Genomic DNA, 14,966 nt, shown 5'->3' on the forward strand with positions numbered 1-14,966 from the left:
AGCGAAAGAGGAAAGCCAATGGCGACCGTTAAAATTGACAATAGCAATTTCGAATCCGATGTGCTGAAAGCTTCAGAACCGGTTGTGGTTGATTTTTGGGCGGAATGGTGCGGACCTTGCAAAATGATTGCACCGGCTCTGGAAGAAATTTCATCGGAAATGTCCGGTCAGGTGAAGATCGCTAAAGTCAATATCGATGAAAATCCGGAACTGGCTGCGCAATATGGCGTACGTTCCATCCCGACATTGCTGATGTTCAAAAATGGTGAAATCGCTGCCAATATGGTTGGTGCTGCACCAAAGAGCCGTCTGGCCGACTGGATTAAAGCTTCGGCTTAATCGGATATGAACTACCAAAAAAGCCCCGCATGAGTGTTCATGCGGGGCTTTTTTATAAAGATCATCGCTTACTGCGGTGGCGTATTGTTCGCTGCCAGCACATCACCTGCCAGATAAAGCGAGCCGCCGATCAGAATGCGCGGCGCAATCACCTCATCTTTGACCTGTTCCTTGATGACTTTCAGCCCTTCAGCCACACTGGCAACCGGCAGAGCTTCCAGACCGGCTCTGCGTGCAGCATCGGCAAGCGTTTCATGGTCGATGCCGGAATCGCTGGAGCTGATCGCTACCGTATAGACCTGTCTGGCCATGCCGGTGAAAGCCTCAAAATAACCGACCGGATCTTTGGTGTTGATCATACCGGTAATCAGATAGAGCGGACGCGGATCGCGTTCTTCAAGTTCGGCAAGCGCCTCGGCAATCACCACGCCAGCACCCGGATTGTGCCCGCCATCAAGCCAGACTTCAGCCTTTTCAGGGGCAAAGCGCATCAGGTCACCCTGTGTCAGACGCTGCATGCGGGCTGGCCATGTCACAGATGTCATAGCTTTCTCAACAGCCTGATCGCTTAGAGCAAAACCGGCTTCGCGTACGGCTTTGATGGCTGCTGCGGCATTGGCAATCTGATGACGGCCCGGCAGGCGCGGTAAGGCTAAATCAATCAGCCCGCTCTCATCCTGATAGACCATGCGGCCATGTTCCTGATAGGCAAGGAAATCCTGCCCGAAAACGCTGACAGGGCAGCGCAGACGGTCTGCAATATCAATCATCACCTGACGGGCATCATCGCTGCTTTGGAAGCCGATGACCACCGGACAGCCGCGCTTGATAATACCGGCTTTTTCGGCGGCAATGATTTCGACTTTATCGCCGAGATAGGACTGATGGTCGAGCGAAACCGGCATAATCAATGAGACAGCAGGCTTGGTGATGACATTGGTGGCATCAAAACGCCCGCCAAGGCCGACTTCCAGAATAACCGCATCCGCAGGATGTTCGGCAAAGAGAACAAAGGTCACTGCAGTCAGAAGCTCGAATACGGTGATCATATGCTCACCATTCGCTTCCGTTACCCGTGCAATAGCATCTGAAAGCGTTGCATCATCAACCAGCTGGCCAGCCTCGCCTTTGCGCCCCAGACGATAGCGCTCATGCCAGTTCACCAGATGCGGGGAGGTATGCACATGCACCGCCAGCCCTTCCGCTTCCAGTAATGCGCGGGCGAAAGCGGTAGCGGAGCCTTTGCCGTTGGTTCCGGCAATATGGATAATCGGCGGCAGCTTGTCCTGCGGATTGCCCAGCGCTTCCAGCAGACGGCTGATGCGCTCAAGTGAGAGATCAAAACCCTTCGGGTGTTTTTCCAAAAGGCGTTCAATACGATGTGCGGCGGTGAGATTTTGTGTCATGGCAGATCCGAAAATGCTCTGATAATCACAGATGAACTGACCAGTTTGCGGTCTGTTTTGCAACAGGTACTTAGAAAAGAAAACGCGCTGCTATAAAAGCAGCGCGACAGGTAAATCGGGCCGACAAAAAAACTGCCGGTCAGAATAAAATCTTATCAGGCAGAAGCGGTGCGGGCTGCTGTTTCAGCAAGCTCAGCCTTCGCTTCACTCGCAGGCTGCTTCATCATGATTTTCAGGATGCGGGCAACGGTTTCCTTCATCTCCAGACGGGAAACCACCATATCAATCATGCCGTGATCCAGCAGATATTCCGCGCTCTGGAAGCCTTCCGGCAGCTTTTCACGAATTGTCTGTTCAATCACGCGCGCACCGGCAAAACCGATCATTGTGCCCGGTTCGGCAATATGAACATCGCCGAGCATGGCATAAGAAGCGGTTACGCCGCCGAAAGTCGGGTTGGTCAGCACCACGATATAAGGCAGACCTGCTTCTTTCAGCATTTCCACAGCAACTGTGGTGCGCGGCATCTGCATCAGTGACAGGATACCTTCCTGCATACGCGCACCGCCGGAAGCGGTGAACAGAACCAGGGGACGTTTCTTTGCAATGGCTGTTTCTGCTGCTTTGATGATCGCGTCACCGGCAGCCATGCCGAGGGAGCCACCCATGAAAGCGAAGTCCTGCACGGTGGCAACAATCGGCAAATCTTCAATCGTACCCAGCGCATTGATGATGCAATCATCCTGCTGCGTGCGGTTACGATAATCCTTCAGACGATCAACATATTTCTTTTCATCGCGGAATTTCAGCGGATCTGTTGCAACCTTAGGGTTTTCCAGAACTTCATATTTGCCTTCATCAAAGAAGAAGCGCAGACGGTCTTTAGCCGGAATGCGCATATGATGGCCGGAAGCTGGGATCACCCACTGATTGCTTTCCAGATCTTTGTGAAACACCATTTCACCGGTTGACGGGTCCTTGATCCAGAGATTCTCCGGCATATCCCGACGCCCCAGCATGGAGTTGAGCTTCGGACGGACATAATTCGTAATCCAGTTCATATGGGCTTTCCGTTGTTCTTAATTTTAGACGTCTTTGTGTCTTTAAACATAAATCGTATAAAACACAAAGAAAGCCGCAAATTTGCGGCACTCTGTTAATTATCTATTTTACGCTGCTTATTGGACAGGAGCAAGGCGGGCGCTGCGAACACCGGATGCAAGCTCACTGACAACAGCTGTTGCTGCGGCTACAGGATCACCCTGAACCTTGTCATTCGCATCCAGTGTACCTGCAATCGCCGCCACAATCGCGGAACCGACAACCACACCATCAGCCGAAGCACCGATAGCCTGTGCCTGTTCAGCGGTGCGGACACCAAAGCCCACGCAAACCGGAAGGTCTGTGTGGCTTTTGATACGGGCAACTGCTTCGCTGACCTGTGCAGTGTCGGCCAGCGCCGAACCGGTAATACCGTTCATTGACACGTAATAAACAAAGCCGGAGGTGTTTTCGAGAACCTTCGGCAGACGCTTTTCATCTGTGGTCGGTGTGGCCAGACGAATGAAATTGATGCCGGCTTTAATGGCCGGAATGCACAATTCTTCATCCATTTCCGGCGGCAGATCGACAACAATCAGACCATCAATACCGGTTTCCAGTGCATCTTTGATGAAGCGGTCAACGCCGTAAATATAGATCGGGTTGTAATAGCCCATCAGCACGATCGGTGTTGTGTCATCGCTCACGCGGAAATCACGCACCATCTGCAGAGCCTTCGGCAAAGTCTGGCCAGCATGTAGTGCGCGCAGGGCTGCTGCCTGAATGGCAGGACCGTCTGCCATCGGATCGGAGAAGGCCATGCCGATTTCAATCACATCAGCACCGGCCTTTGGCAGGGCTTTCATGATTTCAACCGATGTTGTGTAATCGGGATCACCGCCCATGAAATAAGTGACCAGCGCAGGGCGACCCTCAGCGCGGAGTGCCGCGAATTTCTCATCCATACGTTTTGTCATGATTACATTTCCATTCCGAGAATTTCGCCGACAGTGTGCACGTCTTTATCGCCGCGACCGGAGAGATTGACGATCATGATCTGACCCTGATCCATTTCCGGTGCCAGCTTCAGAGCCTGTGCAATCGCATGGGAGGATTCCAGTGCCGGAATAATGCCTTCCGTGCGGGTGGTAATCTGGAAAGCTTCCAGTGCCTCGTCATCCATAACCGGCACGTAATTCACGCGGCCGGTATCCTTCAGCCATGAATGTTCAGGGCCGACACCCGGATAATCGAGACCGGCAGAAACCGAGTGGCCTTCAAGAATCTGACCGTCTTCATTCTGCAGCAAGTAAGTGCGGTTGCCATGCAGCACACCCGGATTGCCTGCGGTCATGGAAGCGCAATGCTTGTCACCATCCAGACCAAGGCCACCGGCTTCAACACCGTAGATTTTTACCGATGTGTCGTCTAGGAACGGGTGGAACAGGCCGATGGCATTGGAACCGCCGCCGACAGCTGCGATAATCGCATCCGGCAGACGACCTTCACGTTCCAGCATCTGTTCACGGGCTTCAGTGCCGATTACAGACTGAAAATCGCGAACCATTTCCGGATAAGGATGCGGGCCGGCAGCTGTACCGATCAGGTAATAGGTGTCTTCCACGTTGGTGACCCAGTCACGCAGGGCTTCGTTCATCGCGTCTTTGAGCGTGCCGTTACCGGCGGTCACGGCATTGACCTTGGCGCCGAGCAGTTTCATGCGGAACACATTCGGCTTCTGGCGTTCAACGTCCGTTGCGCCCATATAAACCACGCATGGCAGACCAAAGCGCGCAGCAACGGTGGCCGATGCCACGCCATGCTGACCGGCACCGGTTTCCGCGATGATGCGGGTTTTGCCCATACGCTTGGCAAGCAGAATCTGGCCGAGGCAATTATTGATTTTGTGGCTGCCGGTATGGTTGAGGTCTTCGCGTTTGAAATAAATCTTCGCGCCGCCCTTGCCGCCTTTGGCTTCAGCCTGCTCACGGACATAGCGGGTCAGACCTTCAGCATAATAGAGCTTGGAAGGGCGACCGGCATAATGAGTGGAGAGTGCCTGCAATTCGGCTTTGAATTCCGGGTCTTCTTTGGCTGCATCATAGGCAGCCTGCAGATCAAGGATCAGCGGCATCAGGGTTTCAGCAACGAAACGCCCGCCGTAAATACCAAACATGCCGTCTTCATTCGGCCCGGTTTTGAAAGAATTGAGCTCGCTCGACATGAGATATGCTTCCGATCTTTGATTCAAATGGATGCCTGATAAGGCAGTCTTATTTCGTATTGCTTGCTTCACGCACGGCTGCAAAAAACGCATCAATCAGATGCACGTCTTTTTTGCCCGGCTCGCTTTCAACACCTGATGAAATGTCGATAGCAAAGCTGCCTGTTTTGGCAAGAGCCACATTAATATTTTCTGCGTTCAGACCGCCTGAAAGCATGTAATTGCCCAGATCCTGCCGTGCTTTCAGAAGGTTCCAGTCAAAAGAGACACCATTGCCGCCCGGCAGTTCTGAACCCTTTGGTGCCTTGGCGTCAAACAGAAAGCGGTCTGCAATGCCCTGATAGGAGGCAACCACATCAAAATCGCTGTTTTCGCGGATGGAAAAGGCTTTCATCACCGGCAGGCCGTAGCGTTGCTTCACCTGAGCCACCCGTTCCGGTGTTTCATTGCCGTGCAATTGCAGAATATCCGGCTGCAGCACAGCGACAATTTCATCAAGCTGTGCATCATCGGCATTCACAGTCACAGCGACGATTTTGGCTTTGCCACGGGCAGCAGCGGCAAGTCTAGCTGCTTGTGCAGGCTCGAGATGACGCGGGCTTTTCGGAAAAAAGATGAAACCGATATGGCTGGCGCCATTTTTCAGCACGGTTTCCACGGCTTCCGGCGTTTTCAGGCCGCAGATTTTAACTTCGATAGCGGAGGAGGACATTTGCTTAATTTCAGACTGTTTATTGAGTAGGTATGGAGTTTAGCGCGTAAAAAGCCATAGGGACAGCTTAATCCGCCACTGAGGCAAAGGAAACCGCATGGAGTGCACTGCCATGTCGTTTGAGCCATGCCCGTGATGTTGGTGTATCTGGGCAGAGTCTGGTGCAAAGCGCCCAGAAATCCGGCCCGTGATTCATTTCGATCAGATGGGCAACCTCATGAGCGACCAGATAATTGATCACCTCTGCCGGTGCCATCATAATACGCCATGAGAATGCCAGATCTCCCTTCGAAGTGCAGGAGCCCCAGCGACTGGTTGTGTCTTTAAAGCGCACAGATGTTGCCGGTTTGCCGATGCGCCCTGTATGTACCAGCACCAGCCCGTTAATATCGAGCTTGGCCAGTTTTTTGAGATAATCGGCAATGCGTCGCCCCATATGGTGGGTATCGCCATGCACAATCAGTATGGCCTGACCGTTTTCATCGTGATCCTGCCGTGTGGTGCCGCGCTTGGCCGGTTCATGCACAACCCGGTGCGCAATGCCACGGATATGAATAGTGCTGCCGTCCATGAAAGGCACCGTGACGGGTACTTTGGATATCTGTGCTTCAATCCAGCCGTGATGTCGGGCGATAAACAAATCAAGCTCACGCTCCGGCAAGCGTGGCGGAACGGTAACACGGATAGCTTTGCCACCGGTTTCAATACGCAGGGTCAGTCTTTTGGCGCGCGGATTTTCCCATACACTCAGCGGCAGATTGCGTCCCGCAACGGAATAAGCCCGCTCGGCACGCAGTGCTTTCGGCGCAGGCTGTTTTTTAGCTGCTTTTTTAAGCGGAGGTTTGCGGAACAAGGACAGGATCATGCGGGGATCATAGGTGATTCGCCAATGGAGTTATAAGCGGAACTATAAGAAAGGCGCATCTGCCGATGCGCCTCTGAGATGGTATGTAAGTATGCGCGCTGGTTACAGCTCAATCACATCATCTTTCGATGTGTTTTTACGGCGCTCAGCCATGAAGCGTTCGAATTCCTCACGGTCGCGGGCGCGACGCAGTTCACGAATATGCGCTTCAAATTCAGAGCGGGCTTCATCAAGCTTGCGGCGTTCTTCATCAAGGCGTTTCAACTCAGCATCACGCCAATCATCAAAGGCGCTGTTGCCGGTCGATTGCATACCGCCGGTGAAGCGGGAGAAATCCTGACCTTTGCGGCGGCATTTACCGACAAATTCATCAGTCGCCTGATTGATGTCACGTTTCACGCCGGGCAGGCGGTCGCCCCAAATGATATAAGCCAGCATGGCAAGACCAAGCGGCCAGAAAAAGATAAAGCCTAAGACCATCAGTGCAATTGTTGCCGGTGTCCAGGCTGGGCGGATCAATGCGGATGTGTTCATGAGATGGCTCCGTAAATCGGCTTGACGATCAGAAGTGATCATCAATTGCTAAAATACGTGGTGTGAGCCGGAGGGAAATTCAAGAAAAACCCCGCAAAATCGGTGTTTTTGCGAGGTTTCAGGATATCGTTTTTCGATAATTCAAAGCTGATTTTTAAGCTTTTTCAAAGATTTAAATTTTCAGCGATTTTTTGATAAATGATCCATTCCGGCAACGATCAGACCGGCAATCAGTGCCCAGAATGCGGAGCCGATGCCCAGAATAGTAATGCCCGAGGCGGTGACGGCAAATGTGATAATAGCGGCAAAGCGCTCATGCTCGTTTTTCAAAGCGAGTGACAAGGCATTGATGAACGGGCCAATCAGGCCAAGACCAGCAATCAGCATAATTAATGCTGGCGGCAGCACTGCGAAGACCGCCACCAGTGATGCGCCGAAAATTGCAAAAATCAGATAGCACAGCGCATAGAACGGGCCGGTCAGCCAGCGCTGTTTCGGATTGGGATGGGTATCATGGCCGGTGCAAATCGCGGCTGAAATTGCCGCCATATTGCTGGTATGGGCACCGAAAGGTGCAGAAATCAGCGAGACAAGGCCGGTTACCTGCAGGCAGGCTGCTGTTGGCGGTTCATAACCGGCAGCGCGCAACACAGCAAAACCGGGCAGGTTCTGGGAAGCCATGGTCACCAGATAAAGCGGCAATGCCAGTCCGATCATGGCAGACAGGGAGAATTCCGGCACGATCATCGTCAGGGTGGAGAGTTCCGGTGTCGGCAGATTATCAGCACGGCCGAGCAGCAATGCGAAAATCACACCGCCGATCAGCACACTGATGACAGCCATTGCCGGATTATAAAGGCGGATAATCAAAAACAAGCCGATCAGCGGCAAAACCAGCAACGGGTCGAGCGACAGTGTTTTGGCAGCATTGATCACAAAGCTCGACAAAACACCGGCCAGCATTCCGGAGGCGATGGATGCGGGAATTCGCTCGACAAATTTTGCCACCGGTTTGATCAGACCGGTGATGATAATTGCAACAGCGGTGACGATGAATGCGCCGACAGCCTCCTGCATGGTAAAGCCGATGCTGGCACCGATTAGCGCCAGCCCCGGTGTCGACCATGCGGTGATAATCGGAATGCGGTAGCGCCAGCTGAGATAACCGGACGAGACAGCAAGCGCCAGTGATATGGCTGTGACCCAGCTTGCCGTCTCGGCCTGCGTTGCGCCAAGTGCAGTCGCTGCCGCAATAATCAGCGCCAAAGTGCCGCCAAAACCAACAAAAGCTGCAACCGCAGCCGATGCTACCACTGAAAACCGCATGATCCCCTCCCGATTATTGCAGACTTTTTATTGTTATATTTGCGCGATCATGGCTTCCACGGTGCGTGTCAGCAAATCAAGATCCTGTGGGCGCGAGAGGCGATGATCACCGTCGCGGATCAGCGTCAGTGTCACATTATCAACCGGCAGATGTTCGACGAGGCGCAGCGCATGGGCATAAGGCACATCAGGATCTTCCATCCCCTGCAGAATATGCACGGGGCAGCCGGTTTCAATAATACCGTTGAGCACCTGATTGCTACGTCCGTCCTCAATCAGATTTTTGGTGTAGATATAAGGCTGTGGTGAATATTCTGACGGCTCTTCCATATAGCCTTGTGTTTCAAGCTGGTTTTTCTGATCTTCAGTCAGCGCTGGTTCCACCAAGGCTTGTGTAAAATCCGGTGCGGGGGCAAGCAGGATCAGGCCGGCAGGCTTTTTTCCGGCTTTGATGAGTTCCTGCGCCATACGCAGAGCAATCCAGCCGCCCATTGAGGAGCCGATCAGAATCTGCGGGCCGGTTGTAAAGGCGTGATAGGTGGCAAGGCTCTGTTCCAGCCAGAGCGAGATTGTACCGGCTTTGAATTCACCGCCGGATTCACCGTGGCCGGAATAGTCAAAACGCAGCATAGCGTGATTGTTTTTCTCAGCCCATTGATCGAGATGCTGGGCTTTGCCGCCGAGCATGTCGGAGCAATAACCGCCAAGCCAGACAAGACCCGGAGCTTTGTGACCTTTTCTGTGGCGCAGGGCAATTGATGTGCCTTTGACATCAAGAAACTGCGGGGCCTGATCGGTCATGGGATACTCCTGACTATGCTTATAAATTTTAGGCGCATAAATTTTGCTTTATGACGAAACATTGCTGTCACAAGCTATAAACTTGAAATTCTGCGAGGCAATGCTCATTTTAAAAGCAGGCACACAGATGCCGATTTCTCATGATAGTAATGAAACTGTGATGAGAAGCAGCTTTTAAGCCGGTTTTCGGGTGATTTTACTGCATTGATATTGCCCCAAGGGGGGTGATTTGCATTTCAAAAGATGCTATTGACTTTCGCGCTGCACTCCGTGTCTTAGATGGCTGAAGATGCAGTTGCGGTATTCGTAGCCCGTATCCGGACATGAATTCACCGTATATGTTTAATAATTCGAGGAGAATACGACCATTCGCCGACCGTTCAGAGCGACGCCGGTCCAGAAAGACGGACCGCGCTCCAACCGAGATATCCGGGTTCCCCGGGTTCAGCTTATTGACGCCGAAGGCCAGAACCATGGCACAGTGACGATTCAGGAAGCCATTGCACTCGCTGAAGAGGCGGGTCTGGATCTTGTTGAGATTGTTCCTAATGCGGAGCCGCCGGTCTGTAAGATCGTTGATCTTGGCAAGCTGAAATATCAAAACCAGAAAAAAGCTGCCGAAGCGCGTAAGAAGCAAAAGACGGTTGAGATCAAAGAACTCAAAATGCGTCCGAATATCGACGATCACGATTATGAAGTGAAGTTGAAGGCTGCAGGACGTTTCTTTGAAGACGGAGATAAGGTCAAAGTTACTTTGCGTTTCCGTGGCCGTGAAATGGCGCATCAGGAACTTGGCATGAAGCTGTTGCAGCGTGTTAAGGAAGATACTGCGGAAATCGCTAAGGTTGAAGCAGAGCCAAAGCTTGAAGGCCGTCAGATGATGATGGTTCTCGCACCGCGCGGATAAGCGTTGACGCATATTGCGTGCAGAAGCGATAGCAGTTTCTGTTTTTGCAAAATGAAATGGCCGCCTACGGGCGGCTTTTTATTTAGACTCTTTAGAGTTGCTTTTTACTGTATTTATGCGTATTGAAGCGCTGTTCAAACCGACCGGCAGGGCATGCCGTGGCGGTTTTGTATGCTTTTCGGGCTTTGGTCGGCCTGAAAGTACAATCGAGTCTTTGTCTTATTGCAGACAAAACGTCTTGAAAATAAGACCCGGAGTGCAGCGCACGAGGGGGATTTAAACAAGAGGCGTGGAGTATCGCAGATACGACAGGGACTAAAATTAAGGAGTAGCAAAATGCCCAAGATGAAGACCAAATCTGCTGCCAAGAAACGGTTCAAAATCACCGGTACTGGTAAAGTGATGGCTGCTGCAGCTGGCAAGCGTCACGGTATGATCAAACGTTCAAACAAGTTCATTCGCGATGCACGCGGCACTATGGTTCTCTCCGAGGCCGATGCCAAAGTTGTTATCAAGAATTACCTGCCGAACGGCCTGTAAGCATTAGTTTAAGGATATCATACCATGGCACGTGTTAAACGCGGCGTGACAGCTCACGCAAAGCATAAAAAAGTCCTGAAGCAGGCTGAAGGTTTCCGCGGTCGTCGTAAAAATACGATCCGCACTGCTAAAGCTGCTGTCGATCGTTCGAAACAGTATGCATACCGCGATCGCAAGAATCGCAAGCGCACTTTCCGCGCTCTGTGGATTCAGCGTATCAATGCTGCTGTTCGCATGCATGGCCTGACCTATGGCCGTTTCATCGATGGTCTTGCTAAAGCGAACATCGAAGTAGATCGTAAGGTTCTGTCGGATCTGGCTATTCATGAGCCAGCAGCATTCGGCGCGCTCGTTGCATCCGCAAAGAAAGCGCTTGAATATCTGAAAGACACAACTCCAAACGCTTTTGAGTCCGCTGTCAACTAAGCCAGCCGCTCTTCCAAAGCTTTTGAAATTGTATTTGGAGAACCCGCGCTGGTGGTACTGGCGCGGGTTTTTCGTTTGAAATATCAAAGCATATCGCAAAGCGCGGAAACCGGTTTTCCTGTTGCGACATGCGACAGTGAATAGAATCTGGAGCGAGCGCAGTGGGTACGATTAAACTCAACACGCTCTAGAAAAACATCAGATGTTGTTGCACGGCACAATTATCAAGGATCTGAATAATGAGCGATCTCTCACTACTCGAACAGGGCATTATGGCAGAGATTGCCGCTGCCGGTGATGAACAGGCGATTGAGGCCGTGCGTGTTGCCGTTCTCGGTAAAAAAGGATCGGTTTCTGAGAAACTGAAATCCTTGGGCGCTATGTCTCCTGAAGAGCGTCAGACGCAGGGACCGGCCATTAATGGTCTGAAAAACCGCGTCACTGAAGCGCTGGCGACCCGTAAAACCGACCTGCGTAAAATTGCGATTGCTGAGAAGCTGGAGCGCGAAAAGGTTGATGTGACCTTGCCGGTGCGCCCTTCCGCTGCATCGCGTGGCCGTATTCACCCGATTTCTCAGGTGATTGATGAGATTACGGCAATTTTTGCCGATATGGGCTTCTCGATTGCAGAAGGCTCGGACATTGAAACCGATTATTACAATTTTACAGCGCTGAACTTTCCTGAAGGTCATCCGGCGCGTGAAATGCATGATACATTCTTCTTCAAGCCGGATGAAAATGGCGAGCGCAAATTGCTGCGCACCCACACATCGCCGGTTCAGGTGCATACGATGGAGAAGTTTGCTGCTCTGCGTGACAAGGAAGGCCGCGATGAGCCGATCCGTATTGTCATTCCGGGTAAGACCTATCGCATGGATTCCGATGCTACGCATTCGGCAATGTTCCATCAGGTTGAAGGTCTGGTTGTCGATAAATCGTCGAATGTCGCCAATATCAAATGGGTTCTGGAAGAATTCTGTAAGGCGTTCTTTGAAGTGCCTTCGGTCAAAATGCGCCTGCGCCCGAGCTTCTTCCCTTTTACTGAACCGTCGATGGAAGTTGATATCCAGTGCGATCGCTCCGGTGGCAATGTGAAGTTCGGCGAAGGTAATGACTGGCTCGAAATTCTCGGTTGCGGCATGGTGCATCCGAATGTGTTGCGCAATGCAGGTTTTGATCCGGATATCTATCAGGGCTTTGCCTGGGGTATGGGGATCGACCGCATCGCAATGTTGAAATATGGCATGCCTGATTTGCGCGCTTTCTTCGATGCGGATGTGCGCTGGCTCAATCACTATGGTTTCCGCCCGCTTGATCTGCCGACATTGTTCGGCGGTCTGAGCGCGTAAATACAGGAAGGTATAAACAGATGAAATTCACACTTTCCTGGCTCAAGGATCACCTTGAAACCGACGCCACGCTGGAAGAAATCCTTGAAAAGCTGACAGATATCGGTCTGGAAGTGGACGGGGTTGATGATCGCGCGGCCTTCAAAACTTTTAAAATCGCCAAAGTGCTGACCGCTGTTCAGCATCCGGATGCGGATAAGCTGCGCGTTCTCACCGTGGATACCGGTGAAGGCCAGCCTGTACAGGTTGTGTGCGGAGCGCCAAATGCCCGCGCCGGTCTGGTGGGCGTGCTCGGCAAGCCCGGCGATTATGTGCCGGGTCTGGATGTTACATTGTCTGTCGGTAAAATCCGTGGTGTTGAAAGCTTCGGCATGATGTGTTCCGAGCGTGAGCTGGAACTGTCGGATGAGCATAACGGCATTATCGATCTGCCGGAAGATGCGCCGGTAGGCATGAGCTTTGCGACCTATATGGGCATTGATGATCCGATTATTGAAGTCGGTCTCACACCAAACCGTGCGGATTGCACCGGTGTGCATGGTATTGCCCGTGATCTGGCCGCAGCCGGTCTTGGCAAGCTGAAAGGTGATGTGATTGCGCCGGTCAAAGGTGCAGGCGCTACACCGGTTAAAGTTATTCTCGATCAAGATGCTGACAAGCCGTTCTGTAACGGTTTCTCGCTGCGTCTGGTGAAGAGTGTTAAAAACGGCCCGAGCCCGAAATGGCTGCAGCAGCGCCTCACAGCAATTGGTCTGCGTCCGATCAATGCGCTCGTAGATATTACCAATTATGTGACCTTCGATTACGGCCGTCCGCTGCATGTGTTTGATGCTGCTAAAGTGCAGGGCAACCTGACCGTTCGTGCTGCCAAGGACGGTGAGACCGTGCTGGCTCTCGATCAGCGCGAATATAAGCTGTCTGCAAATCATTATGTGATTACTGATGAAAAAGGCGTGGAATCCATTGCCGGTATCATGGGCGGTGAACATTCCGGTTGCGATGAAAACACCACCGATGTGCTGATCGAATCCGCTCTCTGGGATGCACGCATGATTGCGCGTACCGGCCGTGAGCTGGGTATCATCACCGATGCACGTTATCGTTTTGAACGTGGCGTTGATCCGGAAATGATGGAATCCGGTGTGGAGCTGGCGACAAAACTGGTGCTGGATTTCTGCGGCGGTGAACCAACCGAAACAGAGACTGTCGGCTATACACCATATAGCCCGCGCGCCATTGCGTTTCCGGTATCGGAAGTCAAGCGCCTGACAGGTCTTGAAGTTGCCTATCAGGATGCCGCTGATATTCTGACACGTCTCGGCTTCGCCGTTGAAGGCGATGGCAAAGCTGTTCTGCAGGTCAAGGTGCCGTCATGGCGCGGCGATGTGGAAGGCAAGGCCGATCTGGTTGAGGAAGTGATGCGTATTCACGGTATCAATCAGATTGAACCGCAGCCATTGCCGAATATGGGCAGTGTAAACACCAAAATCCTGACCACGTTGCAAATCCGTACTCGTCTTGCCAAGCGCATTCTGGCAACACGCGGCATGATGGAAGCTGTGACCTATTCCTTCATTTCGGAAGAACAGGCAAAAGCTTTCGGTGGTGGTAAGCCGGAACTGAAGCTGGCAAACCCGATTGCTGCGGATATGTCGGATATGCGTCCGAGCCTTTTGCCGGGTCTGCTCTCGGCAGCGCAGCGTAATGCTGACCGTGGTTTTGCTGATCTGGCACTGTTTGAAGTGTCGGGCACCTATGAAGGCGATAAGCCGGAAGACCAGCGCCGTGTGGCTGGCGGTATCCGTCGTGGTACGGCCGGTGTTGAAGGTGCAGGCCGCTTCTGGTCGGGCAATGCGCAGAATGTTGGCGTGTTTGATGCCAAAGCTGATGCGCTGGCTGTTCTTGAAGCCTGTGGTGCACCGGTTGACCGCATTCAGGTCGAAGCCGGTGGTCCGTCATGGTATCATCCGGGCCGTTCCGGCACGCTGAAACTCGGTCCTAAAGTAGTGCTCGGTTACTTCGGTGAGTTCCATCCGGATGCACTGGAACTGCTGGATGTGTCCGGCGCTCTGTGCGGTTTTGAGGTGTATATTGATGCGATCCCTGAGCCTAAGCAGAAGTCCGGTGCAACCAAACCTGCACTGACATTGTCTCAGTTCCAGAGCGTGAAGCGTGACTTTGCTTTTGTCGTCGACAGCACAGTTGAAGCAGCAGCAATTGTCCGTGCGGTAAATTCTGCTGAGAAGAAGCTGATTGCCGGTGCGCAGGTGTTTGATATCTTTACAGGTGCATCACTGGGTGAAGGCAAGAAGTCCATCGCCGTGGAAGTCGTCTTGCAGCCGCTCGACCGCACCCTGACTGAAGAAGATCTGGAAGCAACAGCTAAGCGTATCGTCGAAGCTGTGACCAAGCAGACCGGCGGCACATTGCGCGGTTAATCCGGACGAGGCTGATTTAGCTAATATTGAAAACAAAAAACCCGCCATTCCGGCGGGT

Annotated in this window: 15 protein-coding genes; 6 read left to right on the forward strand and 9 right to left on the reverse strand. The window is 52.4% G+C overall.

All coding sequences use genetic code 11. The annotated features are described in order from the left end of the window. The first annotated feature begins 18 nt into the window (after positions 1 to 18). Positions 19 to 339 (forward strand): thioredoxin, encoded by a 321-nt coding sequence (trxA, locus tag HBA93_RS08410; protein ID WP_022709960.1) that lies wholly within the window; start codon positions 19 to 21, stop codon positions 337 to 339. 68 nt (positions 340 to 407) lie between these two features. Here trxA and HBA93_RS08415 read toward each other — a convergent pair whose 3' ends face one another. From HBA93_RS08415 to HBA93_RS08455, 9 genes are all read right to left on the reverse strand, one after another. Next, on the reverse strand, positions 408 to 1,745 hold the full coding sequence (locus tag HBA93_RS08415) for a bifunctional folylpolyglutamate synthase/dihydrofolate synthase (RefSeq protein ID WP_221722973.1): 1,338 nt from the start codon (positions 1,743 to 1,745) through the stop codon (positions 408 to 410). 155 nt (positions 1,746 to 1,900) lie between these two features. Then, a complete protein-coding gene (accD, locus tag HBA93_RS08420; protein ID WP_121992134.1) occupies positions 1,901 to 2,806 on the reverse strand; it encodes an acetyl-CoA carboxylase, carboxyltransferase subunit beta in 906 nt (301 codons plus the stop codon). 117 nt (positions 2,807 to 2,923) lie between these two features. Next, positions 2,924 to 3,763 (reverse strand): tryptophan synthase subunit alpha, encoded by an 840-nt coding sequence (trpA, locus tag HBA93_RS08425; RefSeq protein WP_221722974.1) that lies wholly within the window; start codon positions 3,761 to 3,763, stop codon positions 2,924 to 2,926. 2 nt (positions 3,764 to 3,765) lie between these two features. Then, positions 3,766 to 5,010 (reverse strand): tryptophan synthase subunit beta, encoded by a 1,245-nt coding sequence (gene trpB / locus HBA93_RS08430; RefSeq protein ID WP_221722975.1) that lies wholly within the window; start codon positions 5,008 to 5,010, stop codon positions 3,766 to 3,768. 49 nt (positions 5,011 to 5,059) lie between these two features. Then, the gene (locus HBA93_RS08435) at positions 5,060 to 5,722 is read right to left on the reverse strand and encodes a phosphoribosylanthranilate isomerase (RefSeq protein WP_122092974.1); all 663 of its coding nucleotides are present in this window, start codon (positions 5,720 to 5,722) and stop codon (positions 5,060 to 5,062) included. Positions 5,723 to 5,789: 67 nt separating this feature from the next. Next, positions 5,790 to 6,587 carry a M48 family metallopeptidase gene (locus HBA93_RS08440; RefSeq protein WP_221722976.1) on the reverse strand — a complete coding sequence of 266 codons (798 nt, stop codon included), beginning with the start codon at positions 6,585 to 6,587 and terminating at the stop codon, positions 5,790 to 5,792. 102 nt (positions 6,588 to 6,689) lie between these two features. Further along, positions 6,690 to 7,121 carry a DUF2852 domain-containing protein gene (locus HBA93_RS08445; protein WP_121992129.1) on the reverse strand — a complete coding sequence of 144 codons (432 nt, stop codon included), beginning with the start codon at positions 7,119 to 7,121 and terminating at the stop codon, positions 6,690 to 6,692. A 180-nt stretch (positions 7,122 to 7,301) separates the two neighbouring features. Beyond that, entirely contained in the window at positions 7,302 to 8,447 is a 1,146-nt protein-coding gene (locus HBA93_RS08450) for a benzoate/H(+) symporter BenE family transporter (protein ID WP_221722977.1), read from the reverse strand. 33 nt (positions 8,448 to 8,480) lie between these two features. After that, complete coding sequence (locus HBA93_RS08455; protein WP_221722978.1) at positions 8,481 to 9,248, reverse strand: alpha/beta hydrolase; 768 nt, start codon at positions 9,246 to 9,248, stop codon at positions 8,481 to 8,483. A gap of 367 nt (positions 9,249 to 9,615) precedes the next feature. On the opposite strand from HBA93_RS08455, the gene infC reads away from it, so the two are divergent. From infC to pheT, 5 genes are all read left to right on the forward strand, one after another. Beyond that, entirely contained in the window at positions 9,616 to 10,155 is a 540-nt protein-coding gene (infC, locus tag HBA93_RS08460; RefSeq protein WP_075653946.1) for a translation initiation factor IF-3, read from the forward strand. 336 nt (positions 10,156 to 10,491) lie between these two features. Continuing rightward, positions 10,492 to 10,695 carry a 50S ribosomal protein L35 gene (gene rpmI, locus HBA93_RS08465; protein ID WP_121992126.1) on the forward strand — a complete coding sequence of 68 codons (204 nt, stop codon included), beginning with the start codon at positions 10,492 to 10,494 and terminating at the stop codon, positions 10,693 to 10,695. Positions 10,696 to 10,719: 24 nt separating this feature from the next. Continuing rightward, entirely contained in the window at positions 10,720 to 11,121 is a 402-nt protein-coding gene (rplT, locus tag HBA93_RS08470) for a 50S ribosomal protein L20 (protein ID WP_022709387.1), read from the forward strand. A 239-nt stretch (positions 11,122 to 11,360) separates the two neighbouring features. Continuing rightward, entirely contained in the window at positions 11,361 to 12,470 is a 1,110-nt protein-coding gene (pheS, locus tag HBA93_RS08475; protein ID WP_121992125.1) for a phenylalanine--tRNA ligase subunit alpha, read from the forward strand. Positions 12,471 to 12,490: 20 nt separating this feature from the next. Beyond that, on the forward strand, positions 12,491 to 14,908 hold the full coding sequence (pheT, locus tag HBA93_RS08480) for a phenylalanine--tRNA ligase subunit beta (protein ID WP_221722979.1): 2,418 nt from the start codon (positions 12,491 to 12,493) through the stop codon (positions 14,906 to 14,908). Positions 14,909 to 14,966 lie beyond the last annotated feature (58 nt).

It is taken from the genome of Ochrobactrum sp. SFR4 (assembly GCF_019730395.1).
Lineage (GTDB): Bacteria > Pseudomonadota > Alphaproteobacteria > Rhizobiales > Rhizobiaceae > Pseudochrobactrum.